The sequence below is a fragment of the Roseomonas indoligenes genome, from assembly GCF_017813365.1.
Taxonomy (GTDB): Bacteria; Pseudomonadota; Alphaproteobacteria; order Acetobacterales; family Acetobacteraceae; genus Roseomonas; species Roseomonas indoligenes.
Map to the genome: position 1 here is coordinate 123,402 of NZ_JAGIZA010000005.1, position 23,069 is coordinate 146,470.

Annotated in this window: 20 protein-coding genes and 3 tRNA genes; all 23 read right to left on the reverse strand. The window is 67.4% G+C overall.

Going from position 1 to position 23,069, the window contains the following annotated elements; all coding sequences use genetic code 11:
- Positions 1–1,512 (reverse strand): NADH-quinone oxidoreductase subunit M, encoded by a 1,512-nt coding sequence (locus J5Y10_RS10210; protein WP_209373240.1) that lies wholly within the window; start codon positions 1,510–1,512, stop codon positions 1–3.
- Positions 1,509–3,425 carry an NADH-quinone oxidoreductase subunit L gene (gene nuoL / locus J5Y10_RS10215; protein WP_209373242.1) on the reverse strand — a complete coding sequence of 639 codons (1,917 nt, stop codon included), beginning with the start codon at positions 3,423–3,425 and terminating at the stop codon, positions 1,509–1,511. Before nuoL ends, J5Y10_RS10210 begins: the two co-directional genes overlap by 4 nt.
- Before the next feature lie 6 nt (positions 3,426–3,431).
- A complete protein-coding gene (nuoK, locus tag J5Y10_RS10220) occupies positions 3,432–3,743 on the reverse strand; it encodes an NADH-quinone oxidoreductase subunit NuoK (RefSeq protein WP_209373243.1) in 312 nt (103 codons plus the stop codon).
- On the reverse strand, positions 3,743–4,465 hold the full coding sequence (locus tag J5Y10_RS10225; RefSeq protein ID WP_209373246.1) for an NADH-quinone oxidoreductase subunit J: 723 nt from the start codon (positions 4,463–4,465) through the stop codon (positions 3,743–3,745). Before J5Y10_RS10225 ends, nuoK begins: the two co-directional genes overlap by 1 nt.
- Positions 4,462–4,950 carry an NADH-quinone oxidoreductase subunit NuoI gene (gene nuoI, locus J5Y10_RS10230; RefSeq protein ID WP_209373248.1) on the reverse strand — a complete coding sequence of 163 codons (489 nt, stop codon included), beginning with the start codon at positions 4,948–4,950 and terminating at the stop codon, positions 4,462–4,464. Before nuoI ends, J5Y10_RS10225 begins: the two co-directional genes overlap by 4 nt.
- Before the next feature lie 37 nt (positions 4,951–4,987).
- The gene (nuoH, locus tag J5Y10_RS10235; RefSeq protein ID WP_209373250.1) at positions 4,988–5,998 is read right to left on the reverse strand and encodes an NADH-quinone oxidoreductase subunit NuoH; all 1,011 of its coding nucleotides are present in this window, start codon (positions 5,996–5,998) and stop codon (positions 4,988–4,990) included.
- Complete coding sequence (nuoG, locus tag J5Y10_RS10240) at positions 5,998–8,058, reverse strand: NADH-quinone oxidoreductase subunit NuoG (protein WP_209373251.1); 2,061 nt, start codon at positions 8,056–8,058, stop codon at positions 5,998–6,000. Before nuoG ends, nuoH begins: the two co-directional genes overlap by 1 nt.
- Positions 8,059–8,062: 4 nt before the next feature.
- The gene (gene nuoF / locus J5Y10_RS10245) at positions 8,063–9,373 is read right to left on the reverse strand and encodes an NADH-quinone oxidoreductase subunit NuoF (protein WP_209373252.1); all 1,311 of its coding nucleotides are present in this window, start codon (positions 9,371–9,373) and stop codon (positions 8,063–8,065) included.
- 1 nt (position 9,374) lies between these two features.
- Complete coding sequence (locus J5Y10_RS10250; RefSeq protein WP_209373253.1) at positions 9,375–10,031, reverse strand: complex I 24 kDa subunit family protein; 657 nt, start codon at positions 10,029–10,031, stop codon at positions 9,375–9,377.
- On the reverse strand, positions 10,028–11,263 hold the full coding sequence (locus tag J5Y10_RS10255) for an NADH-quinone oxidoreductase subunit D (RefSeq protein ID WP_209373254.1): 1,236 nt from the start codon (positions 11,261–11,263) through the stop codon (positions 10,028–10,030). The genes J5Y10_RS10250 and J5Y10_RS10255 overlap by 4 nt, the downstream gene beginning before the upstream one ends.
- Positions 11,260–11,937 (reverse strand): NADH-quinone oxidoreductase subunit C, encoded by a 678-nt coding sequence (locus J5Y10_RS10260; protein WP_209373255.1) that lies wholly within the window; start codon positions 11,935–11,937, stop codon positions 11,260–11,262. The genes J5Y10_RS10255 and J5Y10_RS10260 overlap by 4 nt, the downstream gene beginning before the upstream one ends.
- Positions 11,930–12,532 (reverse strand): NuoB/complex I 20 kDa subunit family protein, encoded by a 603-nt coding sequence (locus tag J5Y10_RS10265; protein WP_245214521.1) that lies wholly within the window; start codon positions 12,530–12,532, stop codon positions 11,930–11,932. The genes J5Y10_RS10260 and J5Y10_RS10265 overlap by 8 nt, the downstream gene beginning before the upstream one ends.
- A gap of 76 nt (positions 12,533–12,608) precedes the next feature.
- Positions 12,609–12,977 (reverse strand): NADH-quinone oxidoreductase subunit A, encoded by a 369-nt coding sequence (locus tag J5Y10_RS10270; protein WP_209373256.1) that lies wholly within the window; start codon positions 12,975–12,977, stop codon positions 12,609–12,611.
- 280 nt (positions 12,978–13,257) lie between these two features.
- Positions 13,258–13,334, reverse strand: a tRNA-Asp gene (locus tag J5Y10_RS10275).
- A gap of 65 nt (positions 13,335–13,399) precedes the next feature.
- A complete protein-coding gene (locus J5Y10_RS10280; protein WP_209373258.1) occupies positions 13,400–13,975 on the reverse strand; it encodes a tetratricopeptide repeat protein in 576 nt (191 codons plus the stop codon).
- A 7-nt stretch (positions 13,976–13,982) separates the two neighbouring features.
- Complete coding sequence (locus tag J5Y10_RS10285; RefSeq protein ID WP_209373260.1) at positions 13,983–14,777, reverse strand: CsgG/HfaB family protein; 795 nt, start codon at positions 14,775–14,777, stop codon at positions 13,983–13,985.
- A gap of 141 nt (positions 14,778–14,918) precedes the next feature.
- Positions 14,919–14,990, reverse strand: a tRNA-Val gene (locus J5Y10_RS10290).
- 115 nt (positions 14,991–15,105) lie between these two features.
- Positions 15,106–17,535: an endopeptidase La gene (gene lon / locus J5Y10_RS10295; RefSeq protein WP_209373262.1), complete on the reverse strand. Its 2,430-nt coding sequence runs from the start codon at positions 17,533–17,535 to the stop codon at positions 15,106–15,108.
- Between the two features lie 192 nt (positions 17,536–17,727).
- Complete coding sequence (gene clpX / locus J5Y10_RS10300; RefSeq protein ID WP_209373264.1) at positions 17,728–18,984, reverse strand: ATP-dependent Clp protease ATP-binding subunit ClpX; 1,257 nt, start codon at positions 18,982–18,984, stop codon at positions 17,728–17,730.
- 169 nt (positions 18,985–19,153) lie between these two features.
- Complete coding sequence (gene clpP, locus J5Y10_RS10305; RefSeq protein ID WP_245214523.1) at positions 19,154–19,831, reverse strand: ATP-dependent Clp endopeptidase proteolytic subunit ClpP; 678 nt, start codon at positions 19,829–19,831, stop codon at positions 19,154–19,156.
- Between the two features lie 184 nt (positions 19,832–20,015).
- Entirely contained in the window at positions 20,016–21,359 is a 1,344-nt protein-coding gene (gene tig, locus J5Y10_RS10310; RefSeq protein WP_209373267.1) for a trigger factor, read from the reverse strand.
- Positions 21,360–21,405: 46 nt separating this feature from the next.
- Positions 21,406–21,489, reverse strand: a tRNA-Leu gene (locus J5Y10_RS10315).
- Between the two features lie 26 nt (positions 21,490–21,515).
- On the reverse strand, positions 21,516–23,018 hold the full coding sequence (locus J5Y10_RS10320) for an NAD(P)H-hydrate dehydratase (protein ID WP_245214525.1): 1,503 nt from the start codon (positions 23,016–23,018) through the stop codon (positions 21,516–21,518).
- Positions 23,019–23,069 lie beyond the last annotated feature (51 nt).

Here is a 23,069-nt window from a genome sequence, read left to right on the forward strand (position 1 = left end):
TCAAAGCCCCGCCACGCGCGGCACCGCCAGGGCTGCCTCGTGCCGCTCGATCAGCGCGGCGACGGAGGCCTCCCAGACATGGGTGAAGGAAGAAGGATAGATCCCCATCCAGAGGGTGAGGACGATCAGTGGCGCGAAGATGGCGATCTCACGCGGAGAGAGGTCGAGCAGGCCGCGCACCTCATCCCGCGTGATGCGGGAGAAGACGACGCGCCGGTACAGCCACAGCATGTAGGCTGCGCCAAGGATCATGCCCATGCCGGTGCCGAGAGCGACCCATCCGTTGGACTTCCAGGCACCGGTGATCACCAGGAACTCACCCGGGAAGTTTGCCGTGCCGGGCAGCGCCACGCTGGCCATGGTGAAGAGCATGAACACGAGAGCGTAGGAGGGCATGACCTTCGCCACCCCACCGTAGCGCGCGATCTCACGCGTGTGCAGGCGGTCGTAGACCACGCCAACGCAGAGGAACAGCGCGCCGGAGACAACGCCGTGCGCCAGCATGGTGAAGATGGCGCCGGAGATACCCTGCTGGTTGAAGGTGAAGAGACCCACCGTGACCACGCCCATATGGGCAACGGAGGAGTAGGCGATCAGCTTCTTCATGTCCTGCTGCGCAAAGGCGATCATGGAGGTGTAGATCACCGCCACGACCGAAAGCGCGAACATCATCGGCGCGAAGAATTGCGACGCCTCCGGGAACAGCGGGATGGAGAAGCGGAGGAACCCGTACCCGCCCATTTTCAGCAGCACGCCCGCCAGGATCACGGAACCGGCCGTCGGCGCTTCCACGTGCGCGTCGGGCAGCCAAGTGTGCACCGGCCACATCGGCACCTTCACGGCGAAGGAAGCGAAGAAGGCCAGGAACATCCAGTACTGCCAGGAGGAGGGAACCGCCTTCTGGACGAGCACCGCCATGTCCGTGCTGCCGGCATTGTACCAGAGCGCCAGGATGGCCAGCAGCATCAGCACGGAGCCGAGCAGCGTGTAGAGGAAGAACTTGAAGGCCGCGTAGACGCGCCGCTGCCCGCCCCAGATGCCGATGATGAGGAACATCGGGATCAGCACGCCCTCGAAGAAGACGTAGAAAATGATGAGGTCGAGCGCGCAGAACATGCCGACCATCATCGTCTCCAGGACGAGAAAGGCGATCATGTACTCCCGCACGCGGGTCTGCACCGCCTCCCAGGAGGCGAGAATGCAGATCGGCGTCAGCAGCGTGGAGAGCAGGACGAACAGCACGGAGATGCCGTCCACACCCATGTGGTAGTTCACGCCGAAATCCGGCAGCCAGTTCAGGTTCTCGACAAACTGCGGCGCCACGACCGAGGAGTCGAACTGGAACCACAGGATGAGCGAGAGGACGAAGACGATCAGACTGGTCCAGAGCGCTGTCCAGCGGGAGTTCGAGGCGACGGTCGCCTCGTCCCCGCGGATGCAGAGGATCGCCACCACGCCGGCCAGAGGCAGGAAGGTGAGGAGGGAGAGCAGCGGAAAGCCGGCGGCGTTCATCGGGTGAAGCCCAGGAAGATGACCGAGACGAAGACCACGAGGCCCGCGATCATGGTGAAGGCGTAGTTCGCCACGCGTCCGGTCTGGAAGCGCGCGACCCCGCGCGCCGCATCGACCGTGAGCGCGGCCACGCCGTTCGGCACGCCGTCGATGATGGTGGCATCGCCCGTCTTCCAGAACGCCTGCGCGAGGCGGCGGAAAGGCCGGACGAAGAGCCAGTCATACAGCTCGTCGAAGTACCACTTGTGCAGCAGGAACTTGTGCACCCCCGGGAAGGTGGCGGCGATGCGCGCCGGGATGGCTGGAAAGAACATGTAGAAGACGTAGGCCAGCACGATCCCGACCACGCCAATTACCGTCGGCGCCAGCCCGACCCACTCCGGTCCCTCATGCGCGTTGTGCAGCACGTGGTTGTGCTCGGCGTTGAAGATCGCACCATTCCAGAAGTGCGCCTGGTCGTGACCAACGAAGTACTCGTAGAACACTGCGCCGGTGAAGATGGCGCCGACCGCGAGGACCAGCAGCGGGATCAGCATCACCGCCGGGCTCTCGTGGACATGCTCCATCACATGGTGATCCGCCCGCGGCTTGCCGTGAAAGGTCATGATGATCAGGCGCCAGGAGTAGAAGGCGGTGAGGAAGGCGGCGATCAGGCCGAGCACGAAGGCGTACATCCCCGCGCCCGTATGCGCAGCGAAGGCGCTCTCCAGGATCATGTCCTTGGAATAGTAGCCGGCGAAGAAGGGCACGCCCGCCAGGGCAAGGCTGCCGATCCACATCACCGCGTAGGTAACGGGGATCTTGGTCCAGATGCCACCCATCTTCCGGATGTCCTGCTCGTCCGACATCGCGTGGATCACGGAGCCGGCGGACAGGAATAGCAGGGCCTTGAAGAAGGCGTGGGTGAAAAGGTGGAAGACCGCCGCCTGATACGCGCCCACACCGATGGCGAAGAACATGTAGCCGAGCTGCGAGCAGGTCGAGTAGGCGATCACCCGCTTGATGTCGTTCTGCACGCAGCCGATCGTGGCGGCGAAGAGGGCAGTGGAGGCGCCCACGATCGTCACCAGGGTCAGTGCGTTCGGGGCGTACTCGAAGACCGGTGACATGCGGGCCAGCAGGAACACGCCCGCCGTCACCATCGTCGCCGCGTGGATGAGGGCGGAGACGGGCGTCGGGCCCTCCATCGCGTCCGGCAGCCAGGTGTGCAGACCGAGCTGGGCCGACTTGCCGCAGGCGCCGAGGAAGAGAAGGACGGCGATCACCTCCAGCACCGGCATGCCGGCGAAGGTCACGCCCTGCATTTCCGTCACGCGCGGGAAGATGTCCGCAAAGTTCAGCGCGCCGAAAGTCCAGAAGGTCAGCGCCATGCCGAGCATGAAGAACAGGTCGCCGACGCGGTTCACGATGAAAGCCTTCATCGCCGCGCGGTTCGCGCTCTCGCGCTCGTACCAGTAGCCGATCAGCAGGTAGCTCGCGAGACCGACGCCCTCCCAGCCGAAGAAGAGCTGGACCAGGTTGTCCGCGGTCACCAGCATCAGCATGGCGAAGGTGAAGAGGCCGAGATAGGCGAAGAAACGCGGCGGCGTCTCGTCATGGGACATGTAGCCGACGCTGTACATGTGGATGAAGGTGGAGATGAAGGTCACCATCCCCACCATCATGGCGCTCAGCGTGTCGTAGCGCAGCGCCCAGTCGACGGTCAGCCCGCCGACATCGATCCAGTTCAGGATGGTGACGGTCTGCGGCTGCGCGTGCAGCCCGACCTGGACGAAGGCGGATACGCCGCAGATGGCGGCCAGCACCATGCAGCCCACAGAGACCCACATGGTTAGGCGGTCGCCCAGCCAGCGACCGAAGAAGCCCGCGAGGGTCGCGCCCAGGAGCGGGAAGAAAACGGCACCGACGAACATGGCGCCCTAACCCTTCAGGGTGGACACGTCTTCCACCTCGATGCTGCCGCGGTTGCGGAAGTAGATGACGACCACCGCCAGACCGATCGCGGCCTCCGCGGCCGCGACGGTCAGGATGAACATCGCGAAGATCTGCCCGGTGAGGTCCCCCAGGGTGGAGGAGAATGCCACTAGGTTCAGGTTCACCGAGAGCAGGATCAACTCGATCGACATCAGGATGACGATGATGTTCTTCCGGTTGAGAAAGATGCCGAAGATCCCGAGCACGAAGAGGATCGCGCCCACGGTTAAGTAGTGACTCAGCCCGATGGTGAGCATCAGTGGTGCCCTCCCCCATGCCCGTGGTCGTCATGCGCCCCGTGTCCGTGCGCGACGGCCTTCGGCTTCGGCTCCTCGGGCGGCAGCGGGCGGAGGATGCCCATTTGGCCGATGGAGGCACCGACGGGGACATCGGCCATCTCGATTTGCGTGCGCCGGTGGATCTGCGCCTGGATATCCTGGCGCCGACTGCGCGCGCGGTCGCGATGGGTCAGGACGATGGCGCCCATCATCGCAACGAGCAGGATGAGCCCCGCGCCCTGGAAGAGGAAAACGTAGTCCGTGTACAGCACCTGGCCGATCGCCCTGGTGTTGCTCACCGTCGACGGCGTCGGGTTCAGGCGCAGCCCGCCCGCCTCGCCGCTCGACTGCCAGGTGGCGAGGACGAAGACCAGTTCCAGGAACAGAATGCCACCGATGACCGCCCCAATCGGGGCATAGCGCTGGAAGCCCTCGCGCAACCGCGCGAAGTCGATGTCCAGCATCATCACCACGAAGAGGAACAGCACCGCGACCGCGCCGACATAGACGATGACCAGGATCATCGCCAGGAACTCGGCGCCGGCGATCAGGAACAGCGCGGCGGCGTTGAAGAAGCCCAGGATCAGGAACAGCACGCTGTGGACGGGGTTCCGGCTCGTCACGACCATCACGGCGCAGGCGATCAGCACCGCCGAGAAGGCGTAGAAGGCCAGGCCCGCGATTGCGGAATCAGTGATCATCGGAAGGGCGCATCCGCCTGGAGGCGCGCGGCCAGGATCGGCTCCCACCGGTCGCCGTTATCGAGGAGCTTCTCCTTCTGGTAGATCAGCTCCGCCCGCGTCTCGGTGGCGAACTCCAGGTTCGGCCCCTCGACGATAGCATCCACCGGGCAGGCCTCCTCGCAGAGGCCGCAGTAGATGCACTTGGTCATGTCGATGTCGTAGCGCGTGGTCCGGCGGGACCCGTCCTCGCGCGGCTCGGCCTCGATCGTGATGGCCAGGGCCGGGCAGACCGCCTCACAGAGCTTGCACGCGATGCAGCGCTCCTCCCCGTTCGGGTAGCGGCGCAGCGCGTGCTCGCCCCGGAAGCGCGGGCTCAGCGGAGAGCGCTCATAAGGATAGTTGATCGTCGCCTTCTTCGAGAAGAAGGCCTTCAGCGTCAGCCCCAGCCCGGAGATGATTTCCCCGAGCAAGAAGCCTCGCGCCACTCGGTCGAGCGTCGCCATCAGGGACGGACCTTTCCGATTGCAGTGTTGAGTCGGGTCATGCGGGCAGCCACCCGAAGATCTTCAGCGCGAATGCCGTCAGCACCAGCCAGACGAGGCTGAAGGGCAGGAACACCTTCCAGCCCAGCCGCATCAGCTGGTCGTAGCGGTAGCGCGGCAGGGTGGCGCGCACCCAGACGAAGACGAACATGCAGAAGCAGATCTTGAGGATGAACCAGATCGGCCCCGGCACAAGGTTCAGCGGCGCCACGTCGAGAGGGGGCAGCCAGCCGCCGAGGAACAGGGTGGAGGTGAGCGCGGACATGAGGAACATGTTCGCGTACTCGCCGAGGAAAAAGAGGGCAAAGGTCATCGCGGAGTATTCTACGAAGAACCCCGCGACCAGCTCCGACTCACCCTCGGGCAGATCGAAGGGCGCCCGGTTCGTCTCCGCCAGGGTGGAGATGAAGAAGATGATGAACATCGGGAAAAGCGGGATGAAGAACCACAGGCCCTTCTGCGCCAGCACGACATCCGTCAGGTTCAGCGATCCCACGCAGAGCAGGACGGTGACGATCACGAAGCCCATCGAGACCTCGTAGGACACCATCTGCGCCGCGGAACGGAGCGCGCCGAGGAAGGCGTATTTCGAGTTCGACGCCCAGCCCGCGATGATGATGCCGTAAACGCCGAGTGAGGAGACCGCGAAGAGGTAGAGCACGCCGACATTGATGTCGGCGATCGCCCAGCCCTCGTTCACCGGGATCACCGCCCAGGCGATCATCGCCAGCACGAAGGTCAGCATCGGTGCCATGATGAAGAGGACCTTGCTCGCGCCCGTGGGCACGATGGTCTCTTTCATCAGCATCTTGCCGGCATCGGCGAAGGGCTGGAGCAGGCCGAAGGGTCCGACGACGTTCGGCCCCTTCCGCAGCTGCATCGCGGCCATGATCTTGCGCTCGGCCAGCGTCATGAAGGCGACCGCGATCAGCAACGGCACCAGGAGTGCCAGTGCCTGCGCAACCGTCAGCGCGAGGATGCCGACCGGGGTGTTGAGGAAATCCGCCATCACTCGGCCGCCATCGCAGGGGTGGGTGCCTGGGCGCGGGCGCAGTCGGCCATCACCTCACTGGCGCGGCTGATCGCGTCGGCCTGCCAGTAGTTGGTGATGGCGAGGGAGAACACCGCAGTACCGACCGCGCCGGCATCGCCCGCCGGGCTGGCGGAGACCGGCGCCGGAGCCGGCGTCTCGTCCAACCGCTGGAAAATCGGGTTCACCGCCTGCATCCGCGCGCGGAGCGCGAACTGATCGTCATAGGAAAGGGTCACGCCGAGCGCCTCGCTGGCGGCGCGCAGGATGCGCCAGTCCTCCCGCGCGTCACCCGGCGCGAAGACGGCGCGACGGCCGCGCTGGACCCGCCCCTCCGTGTTCACGTAGGTGCCGTCCTTCTCCAGGTAGGTGCAGCCCGGCAGGATAACATCGGCCCGGGCCGCGGCACGGTCACCGTGATGGCCCTGGTAGACCACGAAGGTACCCGGCGCGATCAGGCCGGGGTCGAACCCATCCGCGCCCAGCAGCCACAGCGCATCCACGCCGCCGCCGAGCATGGCGCCCAGGTCCTTGCCCCCCTGCCCCGGCAGGAAGCCGAGATCCAGCGCAGCCACCTGGCCGCCCTGGAGATGCAGCAGGTTGAAGCCGTTCCACTCCGCCGAGACAGCATTCAGCGACTGCGCCAGCCCCCAGGCCGCGGCGAGGATCGCCGCGCCGTCCGGCCGGGCGAGCGCGCCACGCCCCAGCAGGATCAGCGGCCGCTTCGCGTTCCGCAGCACGTCGCCGAAGGCGCCGTCCATCAGGCCGCTCAGCGCATCCGGTCCGTTGCCCAGGTGCTGCGAGGGATAAGTCAGGTCCACGTCCGGCCCGATCACGCCCACGGGCACGCGAACCATAGCCCGCTTGCGGATGCGCGCGTTCAGCACGGGCGCCTCGACGCGCGGGTTGCTGCCGATGATCAGCACCGCATCTGCCTGGTCGATCCCAGCAATGCTGGTGTTGAACAGGTAGAAGGCGCGGTTCGAGGCATCCAGCGCCGCACCGTCCTCACGGCAGTCAAGGTTCTGCGAACCCAGCCCCGCCATCAGCTCCTTCAACGCCAGGATGCTCTCCGCATCCGCAAGCCCGCCGGCCACGGCGCCGATCCGCTCACCTGGCAGGCCCTTCAGCTTCGCCGCGATCGCCGCAAAGGCCTCCGGCCAGGTCGCCGCGCGCAGCTTGCCGCTCTCGCGGATCCACGGCCGGTCCAGGCGGCGCTTCTTCAGCGCGTCGAAGGAGAAGCGGCCGCGATCGGCCATCCACTCCTCGTTCACGTCCTCATGCACGCGGGGGATGATGCGCAGGATGTCCGGCCCGCGGCTGTCCACGCGGATATTCGTGCCGTTCGCGTCCAGCACGTCCACGCTGTCGGTCTTCGCTAGTTCCCAGGGGCGGGAGACGTAGGCGTAGGGCCGGCTCGTCAGCGCGCCCACTGGGCAGATGTCGATCAGGTTGCCCGAGAGCTCGGTGGACAGCGCCTTCTCGACATAGGTGGTGATCTCCATCCCTTCGCCGCGGCCCACCGCGCCGAGCTCCGGCACACCCGCCACCTCGGTCGCGAAGCGGACGCAGCGCGTGCACTGGATGCAGCGCGTCATGATCGTCTTCACCAGCGGGCCAAGATACTTGTCCTTCACCGCCCGCTTGTTCTCGTGGAACCGCGTGGTGTCGGACCCGTAGGCCATCGCCTGGTCCTGCAGGTCGCACTCGCCGCCCTGGTCACAGATCGGGCAGTCCAGTGGATGGTTGATCAGCAGGAATTCCATCACGCCCCGGCGCGCGTTCCGCACGACCGGGCTGTCCGTGATGATCTTCATGCCGTCAGCCGCCGGAAAGTGGCAGGAGGCGACGGGCTTCGGCGCCTTCTCCACCTCGACGAGACACATGCGGCAATTGCCGGCGATGGACAGGCGCTCATGGTAGCAGAAGCGGGGGATCTCCTTCCCCGCCAGTTCCGCCGCCTGAAGGGCCGTGACGCCGAGCGGCACCTCGACCTCGACGTCGTCCACCGTGACCTTGATGAGCTTCACGTCGCTCATGGTTTTACTCCGCCGCCATCGGGAAGACCCGTGCGGCATGATCGCGCTTATAAGCAGCGATCCGCTCTTCCATCATCGGCCGGTAGTGCCGGATCAGCCCCTGCACGGGCCAGACGCCGCCATCGGCGAGCGCACAAATCGTGTGCCCCTCGATCCGCCGCGTCACATTCTCCAGCACGTCGATCTCGTCGAGCTCGGCGCGCCCCTCGACCATGCGGTCCATCATGCGGCTGACCCAGCCCATGCCCTCGCGGCAGGGCGTGCACTGGCCGCAGCTCTCATGCTTGTAGAACTTGGACAGGCGGGCGATGGCGCGGATCAGGTCCGTGGACTTGTCCATCACGATCACCCCCGCCGTGCCGAGGCCGGACTTGTGCTCGCGCAGTGCGTCGAAGTCCATCAGCACGTCGTCGCAGATGTGCTTCGGCAACAGCGGCGTGGAGGACCCGCCGGGAATGACGCAGAGCAGGTTGTCCCAGCCCCCGCGCACGCCGCCGGCATGGCGCTCGATGAGCTCCCGCAGCGGGATGCTCATCTCCTCCTCGACGTTGCAGGGCTTGTTCACGTGGCCCTGGATGCAGAAGATCTTCGTGCCCGAGTTCTTCGGCCGGCCGAAGCCCGCGAACCAGCTCGCGCCGCGCCGCAGGATCTCCGGGACCACCGCGATCGTCTCGACGTTGTTCACGGTCGTCGGGCGGCCATACAGGCCCACCGCCGCCGGGAACGGCGGCTTCAGCCGCGGCATGCCCTTCTTGCCCTCGAGGGATTCGATGAGGGCCGTCTCCTCGCCGCAGATATAGGCACCGGCACCGCGGTGGACGTAGAGATCGAAGTCGTAGCCCGACCCCGCCGCGTTCTTGCCCAGCAGCCCGGCCGCGTAGCACTCGTCGATCGCGGCCTGCAGGATGTTCTGCTCGTTGAAGTACTCGCCCCGGCAGTAGATGTAGCCGGCCGAGGCATTCATCGCGACGGCGGCGTAGAGGCAGCCCTCAATCAGCGTGCTCGGGTCATGCCGGATGATGTCGCGGTCCTTGCAGGTGCCCGGCTCCGACTCGTCGCAGTTCACGACGAGGTAGGAGGGCAGCCCATCCGCATTGGCCTTCGGCATGAACGACCACTTGAGGCCGGTCGGGAAGCCCGCGCCGCCACGGCCGCGAAGGCCGGACTGCTTCACCTCCTCGATGATCCAGTCCCGCCCCTTGGCGATCAGCTCCGCCGTGCGGTCCCAGTTGCCGCGCTTCCGCGCCGCCTCCAGGCCCCAGTGCTGGGTGCCGTAGAGGTTGGTAAAAATGCGGTCCTTGTCCTGAAGCGCCATGTCAGTTGCCTCCGGGAACGTCGAGCAGCGTCAGGCGGCCACCCTCCGGCGCGCTCGTCTCGCGGCCGATGGTGCTGCCGGGCTGCGGGCGTTCGCCGCGCTTGAGCGATTCGATCAGCTGGACGGTGCGGCCGTAGTCCAGGTCCTCGTAGTAGTCGTCGTCCACCTGCAGGATCGGCGCGTTCACGCAGGCGCCGAGGCACTCGACCTCGGACATGGTGAAAAGGCCGTCGGCGCTGGTGTCGCCATACCCCTTGAGGCCACCGGCGTCCTTGCAGGCGCGCAGCACGTCGTCCGACCCGCGCAGCATGCAGGGCGTCGTCCCGCAGACCTGGAGGTGAAACCGCCCGATCGGCTTGGTGTTGAACATGAAGTAGAAGGTGGCGACCTCGTAGACGCGGATCGGCGCCATGCCCAGGCGCTCGCCCACGCGATCCATGGCGATCCGCGGCACCCAAGCGGAGCCGGTTTGCCGACCCATCTGCTTCTGCGCGACGTAGAGGACCGGGATCACACCGGAGGCCTTCTTCGCCTCCGGGTAGCGCGCCAGAATCTTCGCGATCTGGGCCTCGCTCTCCACGTCGAACTCGAAGCTGGTGGGCTCCTCCCGCGGGTTGTCGGGGTTAGAGTCGAGATGGTCCTTCGCGCCGTCGGTCACCGGTCGATCTCCCCGAAGACGATGTCCAGGCTGCCGATCACCGAGACCGCGTCCGCCAGCATGTGGCCCTTGGTCAGCACCTCCATCGCCTGGAGATGCGCGAAGCCCGGCGCGCGGATCTTGCAGCGATAGGGCCGGTTGGTTCCGTCGGACACGAGATACACCCCGAACTCGCCCTTGGGCGCCTCCACCACCGTGTAGGTCTCGCCGGGGGGCACGTGGTACCCCTCGGTGTAGAGCTTGAAGTGGTGGATCAGCGATTCCATCGAGCGCTTCATCTCGCCGCGCTTCGGCGGCGCAATCTTATTGTCGTCCACCTTGATCGGCCCGGCCGGCATCTGGTCCAGGCACTGGTGGATGATCTTCAGGCTCTCCCGCATCTCGGCCATGCGGACGAGGTAGCGGTCGTAGCAGTCGCCGTGGCGCCCCACGGGCACCTCGAACTCCATGCGGTCGTAGACGTCGTAGGGCTGCTGCCGGCGCAGGTCCCAGGCCACGCCGGAAGCGCGCAGGCACGGGCCGGAGAAGCCCCACTCCATAGCCTGCTCGGCCGACATCACGCCGATGTCCACCGTGCGCTGCTTGAAGATGCGGTTGTCCGTCAGCAGCCCGTGCAGCTCGTCGATAAACTTCGGGAACTGATTCGCCCAGGCGCGGATCCGCTCCGCCAGGCCCGGCGGCAGATCGCGGGACACGCCGCCGGCACGAAAGTAGTTCGCGTGGTAGTGGCTGCCGGAGACCTGCTCGTAGAACTCCAGCAGATGCTCGCGCTGCTCGAAGCCCCAGAGGGAAGGCGTGATGGCGCCACAGTCCAGCGCGTAGGTCGTGATGTTCAGCAGGTGGTTCGCCAGCCGCGTGATCTCGCTGAACATCACGCGGATGTACTGAGCCCGCTCCGGCACCGTGATGCCCAGCAGCCGCTCCGTGCCGAGCGCGAAGGCGTGCTCCATGCACATCGGGCTGACATAGTCGAGCCGGTCGAAATACGGATTGGCCTGCAGGTAGGACTTGTACTCGATCAGCTTCTCGGTGCCGCGATGCAATAGGCCGATATGCGGGTCGGCACGCTCCACCACCTCACCCTTCAGCTCGAGGATGAGGCGCAGCACGCCGTGCGCGGCCGGGTGCTGCGGGCCGAAGTTGAGGGTGTGGCTGTCCAGCTCCACCCGGCGCGTCTGCGCGTCGGCGGTGCTGGTGTCCACGGGGATGGCATCGCCAGTCGTTAGGCTCATGGCTGCTTCTCCGCGTCCGGCAGGGCCTTGGGCCCTTCGAGGAGCGATGCGGGCGGCGGCGCGATGCGGTTCAGGTGCACCTTCTCGTCGCCCGGCAGGGTGGTCATGGCCTCCCACGGGGAGAGGAAGTCGAAGTTGCGGAAGTCCTGCGGCAGGTTCACCGGCTCGTAGATCACCTCGCGCCGCTCCGCGTCGTAGCGAACCTCGACATGGCCGGTCAGAGGGAAGTCCTTGCGCAGCGGATGACCCTGGAAGCCGTAATCCGTCAGGATCCGGCGCAGGTCCTCGTTGCCGTCGAAGGAGATGCCGTACATGTCCCAGGCCTCGCGCTCCCACCAGCCGGCCACGGGCCAGATGGCGGTCACGCTCGCCACCGGCGTCTCGGCGTCGGTGGTGGTCACCACGCGGATGCGGTGATTGTGCGTGAGGGAGAGGAGGTTCCACACCACCTCGAAGCGCTCCGCACGCTCCGGGAAGTCCACGCCGCAGAGGTCCATCATCTGCTCGAAGGCGAAGCGCGGATCGGCCCGCAGGATCGCCATCACGGTCCGCACCTGGTCGCGGCGGATTCGGATCACCAGCTCGGCGCCCCGGGCCACATAGGCCTCGGTCACCGCGCCGGGCGGAAGGCTGGCGGCAACCTGGGCGCCAAGAATGTCGAGGTGCTCAGCCACGAAGGATCGTCCCCGTCCGCCGGATCTTCTTCTGCAGCTGCAGAATTCCGTAAACCAGCGCCTCAGCGGTCGGCGGGCAGCCCGGCACGTAGATGTCCACGGGCACGATCCGGTCGCAGCCCCGCACCACGCTGTACGAGTAGTGATAGTAGCCGCCCCCATTGGCGCAGCTGCCCATCGAGATCACCCAGCGCGGCTCGCTCATCTGGTCGTAAACGCGGCGCAGAGCAGGAGCCATCTTGTTGGTCAGCGTGCCCGCGACGATCATCACGTCCGACTGGCGCGGCGACCCGCGCGGGATGACCCCGAAGCGGTCCAGGTCGTAGCGCGCCATATAGGCGTGGATCATCGGCACGGCGCAGCAGGCCAGGCCGAAGGTCATCGGCCAGAGGCTGCCCGTGCGGGCCCAGTTCACCACCTTGTCCAGGTTGGCGACGACAAAGCCCTTTTCCTCGATCTCGCCCGTCACGCCGTTCAGGACCGCGTCCTGATCCGGCCCCGGGGGAAGCGCCTGCTTGTTCCAGGCCACTTTTTCGTTGGCCGACACGTCGGCCACATGCGGGTGGCCGAAGATTTCGCTGCCGGTGCCGCTCATCGCATCACCCTCCGCGCGTCATCGCGCGTCATGTTCTTGCGGGCCACGGGGCCCGTCTCGCCGCGAGTGCCGCGGCTCATTCCCAATCCAGCGCGCCCTTGCGCCACTCGTACACGAAGCCGACCGTCAGCAGACCCAGGAACCCCATCATCGAGAGGAAGCCCAGCCAGCCGATCCCGCCGAGCGACACGGCCCAGGGGAACAGGAAAGCCACCTCCAGGTCGAAGATGATGAAGAGAATCGCGACGAGGTAGAAACGCACGTCGAAGCGGTGCCGGGTGTCCTCGAAAGGCTCGAATCCGCACTCGTAAGTCGAATTCTTCTCTGCGTCCGGTTTCTGCCGCGCGGCCAGCACGGACCCGCCCACCATGGCAATGCTGATCGTTGCAGCGATGCCCAGGAAGACGAGGATCGGAAAGTAGTTGGCCAGCAGCGGCTGGGTCATCATGCCCTCGGAGCTACGGGCATCCCGGGCCGGAGGCGACCGCCGGATGCGCCCATTGGCGCCGAGGCCATGCCGCAGCGCAACGCAGTATGTATAGCCGAGAGTGATGGTTCGCCATAGGGCTCCCCACCTAGCCTCGCACAATGAATGCAGCTTAATCAATGCTTGCGAGCCGTTCGCAAGCGGATTGCAACCTGTGTTACGGAATGCGTCGGCGGGCCGCCACGGATCCCTGAAACGCAAAACGCCGCCCCGAGGGACGGCGTCTTGTATCGCGTCGTGGCGCGAGTGACGGGGCTCGAACCCGCGACCTCCGGCGTGACAGGCCGGCGCTCTAACCAACTGAGCTACACCCGCTCGCGACGTGGGCGCCGTATATGGGCTGGCGCCGCACCCGTCAATACGGGCCATTCACGGAAGCATCACCGAACGACGACGACCCACAGCGTGCGGGTTTCCGCCTGCCGCAGCGCCAGGGCCCGAAGGAAATCCCGCTCGGATCGCTCCGCACGATCGATCTCCGCGAGGTCGCGCGCGGCCTGGCGATCGCCGCGCGACGCGGCCATGGAAAGCCAGTTGCGCGCTTCCCGCGGGTCCTGGCCCATTTCCTCCAGCCCGGTCATGTAAAGGCGCCCGACGGCGCGCTGCGCCCTGACGTCGCCGGCCTCGGCGGCGCGGCGCATCCATTGCAGGGCGGCGTAGGGCTGGCGCCGGAACCCCTCCCCGCCCCGGAACAGCAAGGTCGCCAGGCGATACGCGGCCCCCGGCGATCCACTCTCGGCCGCGGCGACAAGGCCCCGCGCCGATTCGGGCGCCTCCATCGACGGCCCTCGCCGATCCCCGTCCAGTTCCGCGGTCACGGCGCCGATCGGCTGGACGTGGCAGGGCATGCCGGGATGGCACACGACCACGTCTGGCTGGGCCATCATGGGCTGGGACTGGGCGCAGGCACCCAGCCCCAGAAGGGACGCCAGCGCGGCCCGGTGGAGCGCCGTCATGCCCGCCTCAGTTCACGCGCAGCCGGCCGCCGGTGCCGAGACCGCCCCGGACCTCCTGCGCGCGGTAGTTCTGCAGTGCCACGACCATCTTGTTGTACGAGTCCACGAAGGCGGCGACCGTCGCCTGCCCAGCCGGCGTGCGCTGATAGCCGCCCAGGGCACCGGCCGCGCCGCCGCCGAAGCCGGCCAGCACGGCGCCGAAGTTGGAGGCTGTGGAGGACCCCTCCGAAGCCGCGATCTGCACGCCGGCACGGATGTCGAAGACCGAGAGCGTGACCTGCGTACCGGAGGTGGACATGGCCGCCCCGGCCAGCCCGGCTGCCAGGCCGCCCCAGCCGCCGATTCCCGCACCAAGCCCGCTCATGTTCTGGTTCGAGAATAGGATGGCCGGCTCCATGAAGTAGTCGGCCGCCACGCGCTGCCCGCGCTGCATGTTGGACCCGGCGCGGAACTCGCCGCTGCTCCGCATGTCGCCGATCATACCACGCATCCGGCCCTCCAGCCGGTCATTGCCCATGGCCGTGATGACGAAGCAGTTGGACTGCTGAATAATCAGCCGCACCATCGGCTCGATCGTGGTGATCTGGGTGGCCTGGGTGAAGGGCCCGAACCAGCTCGCCGCGCGGCCATCGTCGACGGCGATCGTGCCCAGCGTTTCCGGGCAGCGAACTAGGCTACTCGCCCCGACGCTCGTGCCGCCCCCGGCGGCGCCGGTCACGGGGCCACTGGCCGTTCCCTGCTGGATGCACCCCGCGAGCGCGAAAGCGGAGACGGCGCCCAGCAGGCCATGGCGAAACTTCATGTGACGGCTTCCCTCGGAACCAGCGGCCGAATCAGGCCGGTCGAGGGATTATTCACCCGCTTCTTTTTACCGCAACCTTCCGGAACGTTCCGGCCCTAAATCGCCACGCTCCGGTTCTGCTAGACAAAACGGACTGGGGAATGGGCGCTGAGGGATTCGAACCCCCGGCATCCTCGGTGTAAACGAGGCGCTCTACCGCTGAGCTAAGCGCCCTCATGGCCGGTCCAAGGCCCGACCTATGCCGGGCCGCCCCTGGCGGCGTCAATCACCTCATGAGAAAGGGGCGCCGGCTCTCGCCGACGCCCCTGTTTCCGCAACCTGCGACCGATCAGTGAGGGAGACCGGCCCCTGCCGGGTCGCCCGCCGCCGGCTTGGTCGGGGGCACCTCCTCCGGCTCGATCCAGTCGATAGGCTCCGGCCGCCGGACCAGGGCCTGTGAGATCACCTCGTCCACATGGGAGACGGGGATCACCTTCAAGACCTTCGTCACGCTCTCCGGGATATCAACCAAGTCCTTCTCGTTCTCCTTCGGGATGAAGACCGTGCCGACGCCGGCCCGCAGGGCCGCCAGCAGCTTCTCCTTCAGCCCCCCGATCGGAAGGACCCGCCCGCGGAGCGTGATCTCGCCGGTCATGGCCACGTCCTTGCGGACGGGGATGCCCGTCAGGATCGAGACGATACTCGTCGCCATCGCGATGCCCGCGGAAGGCCCGTCCTTCGGGGTCGCCCCCTCAGGCACGTGGACGTGGATGTCCCGCTTCTCGAAGATCGTCGGCTTGATGCCGAAGGCGGTCGAGCGGCTGCGGACATAGGACACCGCCGCCGAAACGCTCTCCTGCATCACGTCGCCGAGCTTGCCCGTGTGCTTCACGGCGCCCTTGCCGGGCAGCAGCACGGACTCGATCGTCAGGATCTCGCCACCCACCTCGGTCCAGGCGAGGCCGGTGACGGCGCCCACCATGTCCTCGGCCTCGGCCTCGCCGTAGCGGAACTTCCGCACGCCGGCATACTTGCCAAGGTTCTCGGCGGTGATCTCCACCTTCGTCGCCTTGCCGGAGACGATCTCGCGAACGGCCTTGCGGGCCAGACCACCAATCTCGCGCTCCAGGTTCCGAACGCCGGCCTCCCGCGTGTAGTAGCGGACCAGGTCGCGGATCGCCTCGTCGGAGACGCTCCACTCGTTCGGCTTCAGACCGTTGGCCTCTGTCACCTTGCCGACAAGATGCCGGCGGGAGATGCCGATCTTCTCATCCTCGGTGTAGCCGGGGATGCGGATGATCTCCATGCGGTCCAGCAGGGGCTGAGGCATCTTCAGCGAGTTGGCGGTCGTGATGAACATCACGTCCGACAGATCGTAATCGACCTCCAGGTAGTGATCCGCGAAGGTCCCGTTCTGCTCGGGGTCGAGCACCTCCAGCAGGGCGGAGGACGGGTCGCCGCGCCAGTCGGCACCCAGCTTGTCGATCTCGTCCAGCAGGAAGAGCGGGTTGGACGTCTTCGCCTTCTTCATGCCCTGGATGACCTTGCCGGGCATGGACCCGATATAGGTCCGCCGGTGGCCGCGCACCTCGGCCTCATCACGCACGCCGCCCAGCGACATGCGAACGAAGTTCCGGTTCACCGCCTTGGCGATCGACTTGCCGAGCGAGGTCTTGCCGACGCCGGGCGGGCCGACGAGGCACAGGATGGGGCCACGGATCTTCTTGGACCGGCTCTGAACGGCCAGGTACTCGATGATTCGCTCCTTCACCTTCTCGAGGCCATAGTGGTCGGCATCCAGGACGCGCTGGGCCTCTTCCAGGTCGATCCGCACCTTCGTGCGCTTCTTCCAGGGAATCGTCAGCATCCAGTCCAGGTAGTTCCGCACCACCGTGGCTTCCGCGGACATGGGCGACATGCCCCGCAGCTTCTTCAGCTCGCCGGTCGCCTTCTCCCGCGCCTCGGCGGAGAGGGACGTCTTCTTGATCCGGGCCTCGAGCTCGGCAATCTCGTCCTTGCCCTCCTCGCCCTCGCCCAGCTCCTTCTGAATGGCCTTCATCTGCTCATTCAGGTAGTACTCGCGCTGGGTCTTCTCCATCTGCCGCTTCACGCGGTTCCGGATGCGCTTCTCCACCTGGAGGACGCCGATCTCGCTCTCCATGTGCCCAAAGACGCGCTCCAGGCGGGCAGTCACGCCGACCGTCTCGAGCAGTTCCTGCTTCTCGGCAATCTTGAGGTTCAGGTGGGCGGCCACGGTATCGGCCAGCTTGCCCGGCTCCTCGATCTGGTTGATCGAGACCAGCACCTCAGGCGCGATCTTCTTGTTGAGCTTAATGTAGCCCTCGAACTGCCCGACGACGGAGCGGCTCAGCGCCTCCAGCTCGGCGGCCTCGGGAGCGGCCTCCTCGACCGTCTCGGCAAAAGCCTCGAAATGGCTGCCGGTCTCCTTCCAGCCCACCACCTTCGCGCGGCGACCGCCCTCGACCAGCACCTTCACGGTGCCGTCCGGCAGCTTCAGGAGCTGCAGCACGGTGGAGACGGTGCCGACCTCGAACAGGTCCTCGGCGCCGGGGTCGTCCTGCGCCGCGTTGCGCTGCGCCAGCAGGAGGATCTGCTTGTCCTCGCGCATCACGCTCTCCAGCGCGCGCACGGACTTCTCGCGCCCCACGAAGAGGGGGACGATCATGTGGGGGAAGACGACGATGTCGCGGAGGGGAAGGACAGGCAGTGCCTCGCCCCGGACCAGCTCCGCTCCACCCTGATTACCAGTATCCGCCATGGGGACCTCGCTCAGACAGTCGGCGCGGAAGCGCCCCGATCGGGCACGCCCCCGTCGCCACGGGATTGAACCCTATGTGGTGCCGGGGCGCCTCTCCCACAACGGCGGAGGGGCGCCCCGGGCAAATGGGGCCATGCAATAAAAGGGCCCCGGCCCTGCCCCATTCCGGGGGTTAGAGCCCGGAGCGCCGGCTCAGGCGCTCGTCTGCTCCGCCGGGCGTTCACCGTAGATGAACAACGGCTGCGCCCGGTTCTCGGCCACTTCCTTGTTCACCACCACCTCCTCGACCTCATCCAGGCCGGGCAGGTCGAACATGGTGGTGAGCAGGATACCCTCCATGATGGAGCGCAGCCCGCGGGCGCCGGTCTTGCGCTGGATGGCGCGGGTGGCCACCGACTTCAGCGCGTCCTCCGTAAAGGTCAGCTTCGTCCCCTCCATCTCGAAGAGGCGCTGGTACTGCTTCAGCAGCGCATTCTTCGGCTTGGTGAGGATCTCGATCAGCGCCTTCTCGTCTAAGTCCTCCAGCGTCGCGATGACGGGCAGGCGGCCGATGAACTCGGGGATGAGCCCGAACTTCAGCAGGTCCTCCGGCTCCACCTCGCGCAGGATGGCGCCCTGGCGGCGCTCGTCCGGCCCCTTCACCTCGGCGCCGAAGCCGATGCCGGAGCCCTTGCCCTTGGCCGCGATGATCTTCTCAAGCCCGGCGAAGGCGCCGCCCACGATGAAGAGGATGTTGGAGGTGTCCACCTGCAGGAACTCCTGCTGGGGGTGCTTCCGGCCACCCTGGGGCGGGACGGAGGCCACCGTGCCCTCCATGATCTTCAGCAGCGCCTGCTGGACGCCCTCGCCCGACACGTCGCGGGTGATCGAGGGGTTGTCCGACTTGCGGCTGATCTTATCCACCTCGTCGATATAGACGATGCCGCGCTGCGCCCGCTCCACGTTGTAGTCCGCGGACTGGAGCAGCTTGAGGATGATGTTCTCCACATCCTCGCCGACATAGCCGGCCTCGGTCAGCGTCGTCGCGTCCGCCATGGTGAAGGGCACGTCGAGGATGCGGGCCAGGGTCTGGGCGAGCAGCGTCTTGCCCGAGCCGGTGGGCCCGACGAGCATGATGTTGCTCTTCGCGATCTCCACCTCGCCGGTCTTGGCGCCGTGGTGCAGCCGCTTGTAGTGGTTGTGCACGGCCACCGAGAGCACCTTCTTCGCGTGCTCCTGCCCGATGACGTAGTCATCGAGGACCTTGCAGATCTCCTTAGGCGTCGGCACCCCGTCGCGGGTCTTCACGAGGTGCGTCTTGTGCTCCTCGCGGATGATGTCCATGCAAAGCTCGACGCACTCGTCGCAGATGAACACCGTCGGACCGGCGATGAGCTTGCGGACCTCGTGCTGCGACTTGCCGCAGAACGAGCAGTAAAGGGTGTTCTTGGAATCGCCGGACTTGCTCATGCGCGCTCCTCGCCCCTGGCCGGGCACCACGGCCCATCCGGGGCGTCAAGAAGGCAAGATAGCCCCCCTCCCCCCTCGGGGGAAGATTGGGCCAGAATTTGTGACAGGCAGGCTACCGGACCCCTGGACGGGGGTGCCCCCGCAACGGGTCCGGCAGGCCCCACGCCCATCAGGCCCGCGGCCCCTCCACCGCCGGCGCGGCCACGGCGGCCCCTGCCGGCAGCTTCGCCACCACCTGGTCGATCAGCCCGAAGGCCTGCGCCTCCTCGGCAGACATGTACGTGTCGCGCTCCAGCTTGCGCTCGATTTCCTCCACCGGTTGGCCGGTGTGGTGCACGTAGATCTGGTTCAGCCGCTTGCGCAGGTCCAGGATCTCGCGGGCCTGGATCTCGATATCCGTCGCCTGCCCCTGGGCCCCGCCGGAGGGCTGGTGGACCATGATACGGCTGTTCGGCAGGGCGAAGCGCTTGCCCTTCTCACCGGCCGTCAGCAGCAGCGAGCCCATGGAGGCCGCCATGCCCAGGCAGACGGTGGAAACGGGGGAGCGGATGTACTGCATCGTGTCGTACATCGCGAGACCGGCCGAGACCACGCCGCCCGGGCTGTTGATGTAGAAAGCGATGTCCTTGTTGGGGTTCTCGCTCTCAAGGAACAGCAGCTGGGCGCAGATCAGGGACGAGACCTGGTCGAAGACCTGGCCCGTCAGGAAGATGATCCGCTCCTTCAGGAGACGGGAATAGATATCGAAAGCACGCTCGCCCCGGGCCGTCTGCTCGACGACCATCGGGACCAGCGAGTTGTTGTAGACATCAACCGGGTCGCGATCGACGAATACGGAACGGGTCATCAGTTCTTCCTTCCCCGCCGGCGGAGAAGCGCGTCCCCAGTGGCACCGCCCGGATAGGCGCCCGGTCATGCCGCGGCACCCCTCCGGCTCCCTCTGCCGGCAATGTCTCCCGAAGATGGTGCAAGCCGCCCCCCTGCGAAAGGGGGGCGGCGCGGGATTCAGCGGGGTGAGGAAGCAGGCCTGATCAGGCCGCCTGAAGCTCCTCCACGGTCACGGTCTTGTCCGTCACCTTGGCCAGCTCCAGCATGAAGTCCACGACCTTCTCCTCGAAGATCGGGGCGCGCAGGTTCTCCAGGGCCTGGGGGTTCTTCTGGAAGAACTCGAAGACCTGCTTCTCCTGCCCGGGGTAGCGGCCGGCCTCCCGGCGCATGGCTTGGAACAGCTCGTCCTGGCCGACCTGGATGTTGTTCGTCCGCCCGATCTCGGAGAGCAGGAGGCCCAGCCGGATGCGCCGCTCGGCGATCTTCCGGTACTCGGCCCGCAGCGTCTCCTCGTCCTTGCCGGCATCATCGGCGTCCAGACGGCCCGCCTTGCGGTCCTCCTCCACGCGCTGCCAGATCTGGCCGAACTCGGCCTCCACCATGCCCTCGGGCACGGCGAAGTCGGCGCGGTCGGCCAGCTGGTCGAGCAGGGCGCGCTTCACCCGCAGCCGGGCCAGCCCGTCATACTCACCCTGGATGGAGTTCCGCAGCTCCTCGCGGAGCTTCTCGGCGCTCTCCAGGCCCAAGGACTTGGCGAACTCGTCGTCGGCCGGCGCCGGGGCGCGGGTCTTCAGCGCCTTGGCCGTGATCTCGAACTCCGCCGGCTTGCCCGCCAGCTCGGCGGAGCCGTAGCTCTCGGAGAAGCTCACGCGCACCTTGCGGGTCTCGCCGGGGCGGATGCCCTCCAGACCCTCGGTGAAGCCGGGGATGAAGCCCTCGCCGCCTACCTCGATCGGCATGTCGTTCGCCGTGCCGCCCGGGAAGGGCTCGCCGACAACGGCGTCGTCGCCCTCGCCCTCGACCAACCGGCCCACGAAATCGGACACAACGACGTCGCCCTTGGTCGCCGGGCGCTCCTCGGTCACGTCCTCGAGCTTGGCGTTCCGCACGGCCAGGCCGTCCGCGGCCTTCTGGACCTCCTCATCGGAGACCTCGGCGCGGGGGCGCTCCACCTCGATCCCGGAGAAGTCCGGCATCGGGATCTCCGGCAGGACCTCCATCTCGATGTTGAAGGCCAGGTCCGCGCCATCGGCAAAGTCGCCGACCAGCTCCACCTTCGGCTGGAGGGCCGGGCGCAGGCCGCGCTCGGTCAGCAGGTCCCGCGTGGCGGTCTGCACCTGCTCCTCCAGCACCTCGCCGGTCACGGCGGTGCCGTAGCGCTTCTTCACCACGGACATGGGCACCTTGCCCGGCCGGAAGCCCGGGATCCGCAGGTCGCGGCCCAGCGCGGCGAGCCGCTTGTCGCGCGTCGCCTCGATATCCGCCGCCGGCACCACCACCGAGAAGGACCGCTTCAGCCCCTCGGCCGAGAGCTCCGTCACCTGCATTCGCTCAGTTCCACATCAAGGTCGTTCAGGTCGGCGCCGGGCCTATTGGTGCGGGCGGAGGGACTTGAACCCCCACGGCTTGCGCCACTGGAACCTAAATCCAGCGTGTCTGCCATTCCACCACGCCCGCATAGCGCAGCGCCGAATTGCGCGCCCTTACCCCAAGGGCGCCCGCTTTCCAAGCGGCGCGCTGAAACATGCCGCGCGGCGCGCCGCCTCCCCGGCTGCCCGCAAGGCGGCCGGGAGGCCGGCCACCACGTCCTCCGCCACCACCCCCGGCCCTTCCGGCGCCGCCTCGCCCTGCAGCCAGACCGCCGCACAGGCCGCTTCGAACGGCGCCATTCCCTGGGCGAGCAGCCCACCGAGAATCCCTGCCAGCACATCGCCCGTGCCGGCGGTGGCGAGGCTCGGCGGGGCGTTATGGTTGATTGCGGCCCGCCCGTCCGGCGCCGCCACCACGGTGTCCGGGCCCTTCAGCACCAGCACGGCCCCGAGCCGCGCCGCCGCGCCCCGGGCCGCCGCCACCCGATCCGGCCCGACCGGCCCGAAGAGCCGGGCGAATTCCCCCTCATGCGGTGTCAGGACGGCAACACCCCGCAGGTCGTCAGGAGTTCCGGCAAAGGCGCCCAGCGCCCCCGCATCCGCCACCACCGTCCGCCCGGCGGCCAGGGCGCCGGCGAGGAGGGAGCGCGCCGTCCCATCCGGCGCCAGCCCGGGCCCGATCACCCATGTGCCGCGCTTCGCATCCTCCAAAAGGGGCTCCACCGGAGGCCCGGCCACGATGATCCCCGGCTCCCCGGCCCGGAAGGCCGCTGCCGCCTCCGGCTCGGTCGCGGCCAGGGTCACCAGCCCGGCACCGGCCCGGCGCCCGGCCGCAGCCGCCAGCCGGGCCGCCCCGGGCATGGCCCCACCTGCCACCACGAGGTGCCCGCGCCGGTACTTGTGGCCGGCCGGGTCCTCGGCCGGCAGCCCCCACAAGCCGGGCGCGTTGCGGAAGGTCCGCGCCGCCTCCCCTTCCAGTCCAGCCGCCAGCGCCGCCTCGGGAAGACCAATATCGGTGAGGCGCAACTCACCGCAGAGCAGCCGCCCCGGCATGAGCAGGTGCCCGGGCTTGAGCCGCGCGAAGGTGACGGTCAGCGCCGCCCGGGCCACATCGCCAAGTGGCTGCCCGGTGCCGCCATCCAGCCCGCTCGGCACATCCACGGCCAGGACCGGCCTTCCAGCCGCGCGCAGCGTCTCGACCACCGCCTTCGGTAAGGGGCGGGTGGGGGCGGCACCCAGCAGGGCGTCGATCACCAGCCCCGCCCGGGACGTCTCCTCTGGGCGGACCGGAACCACCGGCCCCTTCCAGCGGGCGGCCGCCTCCGCGGCCGGCCCGCCTGGCCGGGGCGGCGCCAGCACCGCGACGGCCACGGGCCAGCCGGCTTCCATCAGCAGCCGTGCGGCCACGTAGCCATCCCCGCCATTATTGCCCGGCCCCGCCAGCACCAGCGTCCGGCAGGGCCGGAAACGCTCCATGGCCGCCCGGGCGACCGCCCGGCCGGCCGCCAGCATCAGCGCCCCCACCGGGACCGAGGAAGCGGCATCGGCCCGCGCCATGGCAGCAGGGGAGAGCAGATCGAGCGGCCATTCCGGCCGGGCTGGGGCAGGAGAGATCATGGCCCTCTAACGCATCCGGAACGCGGGATGCATGCCGCGGACGAAACAGGT

Coding starts and splice junctions, on each gene's coding strand:
- J5Y10_RS10210 (WP_209373240.1), bottom strand. CDS start 1,512: ATGAACGCCGCCGGCTTTCCGCTGCTCTCCCTCCTCACCTTCCTGCCT.
- nuoL (WP_209373242.1), bottom strand. CDS start 3,425: ATGTTCGTCGGTGCCGTTTTCTTCCCGCTCCTGGGCGCGACCCTCGCG.
- nuoK (WP_209373243.1), bottom strand. CDS start 3,743: ATGCTCACCATCGGGCTGAGTCACTACTTAACCGTGGGCGCGATCCTC.
- J5Y10_RS10225 (WP_209373246.1), bottom strand. CDS start 4,465: ATGATCACTGATTCCGCAATCGCGGGCCTGGCCTTCTACGCCTTCTCG.
- nuoI (WP_209373248.1), bottom strand. CDS start 4,950: ATGGCGACGCTCGACCGAGTGGCGCGAGGCTTCTTGCTCGGGGAAATC.
- nuoH (WP_209373250.1), bottom strand. CDS start 5,998: ATGGCGGATTTCCTCAACACCCCGGTCGGCATCCTCGCGCTGACGGTT.
- nuoG (WP_209373251.1), bottom strand. CDS start 8,058: ATGAGCGACGTGAAGCTCATCAAGGTCACGGTGGACGACGTCGAGGTC.
- nuoF (WP_209373252.1), bottom strand. CDS start 9,373: ATGGCGCTTCAGGACAAGGACCGCATTTTTACCAACCTCTACGGCACC.
- J5Y10_RS10255 (WP_209373254.1), bottom strand. CDS start 11,263: ATGAGCCTAACGACTGGCGATGCCATCCCCGTGGACACCAGCACCGCC.
- J5Y10_RS10265 (WP_245214521.1), bottom strand. CDS start 12,532: ATGAGCGGCACCGGCAGCGAAATCTTCGGCCACCCGCATGTGGCCGAC.
- J5Y10_RS10270 (WP_209373256.1), bottom strand. CDS start 12,977: ATGACCCAGCCGCTGCTGGCCAACTACTTTCCGATCCTCGTCTTCCTG.
- J5Y10_RS10280 (WP_209373258.1), bottom strand. CDS start 13,975: ATGACGGCGCTCCACCGGGCCGCGCTGGCGTCCCTTCTGGGGCTGGGT.
- J5Y10_RS10285 (WP_209373260.1), bottom strand. CDS start 14,777: ATGAAGTTTCGCCATGGCCTGCTGGGCGCCGTCTCCGCTTTCGCGCTC.
- lon (WP_209373262.1), bottom strand. CDS start 17,535: ATGGCGGATACTGGTAATCAGGGTGGAGCGGAGCTGGTCCGGGGCGAG.
- clpX (WP_209373264.1), bottom strand. CDS start 18,984: ATGAGCAAGTCCGGCGATTCCAAGAACACCCTTTACTGCTCGTTCTGC.
- clpP (WP_245214523.1), bottom strand. CDS start 19,831: ATGACCCGTTCCGTATTCGTCGATCGCGACCCGGTTGATGTCTACAAC.
- tig (WP_209373267.1), bottom strand. CDS start 21,359: ATGCAGGTGACGGAGCTCTCGGCCGAGGGGCTGAAGCGGTCCTTCTCG.
- J5Y10_RS10320 (WP_245214525.1), bottom strand. CDS start 23,018: ATGATCTCTCCTGCCCCAGCCCGGCCGGAATGGCCGCTCGATCTGCTC.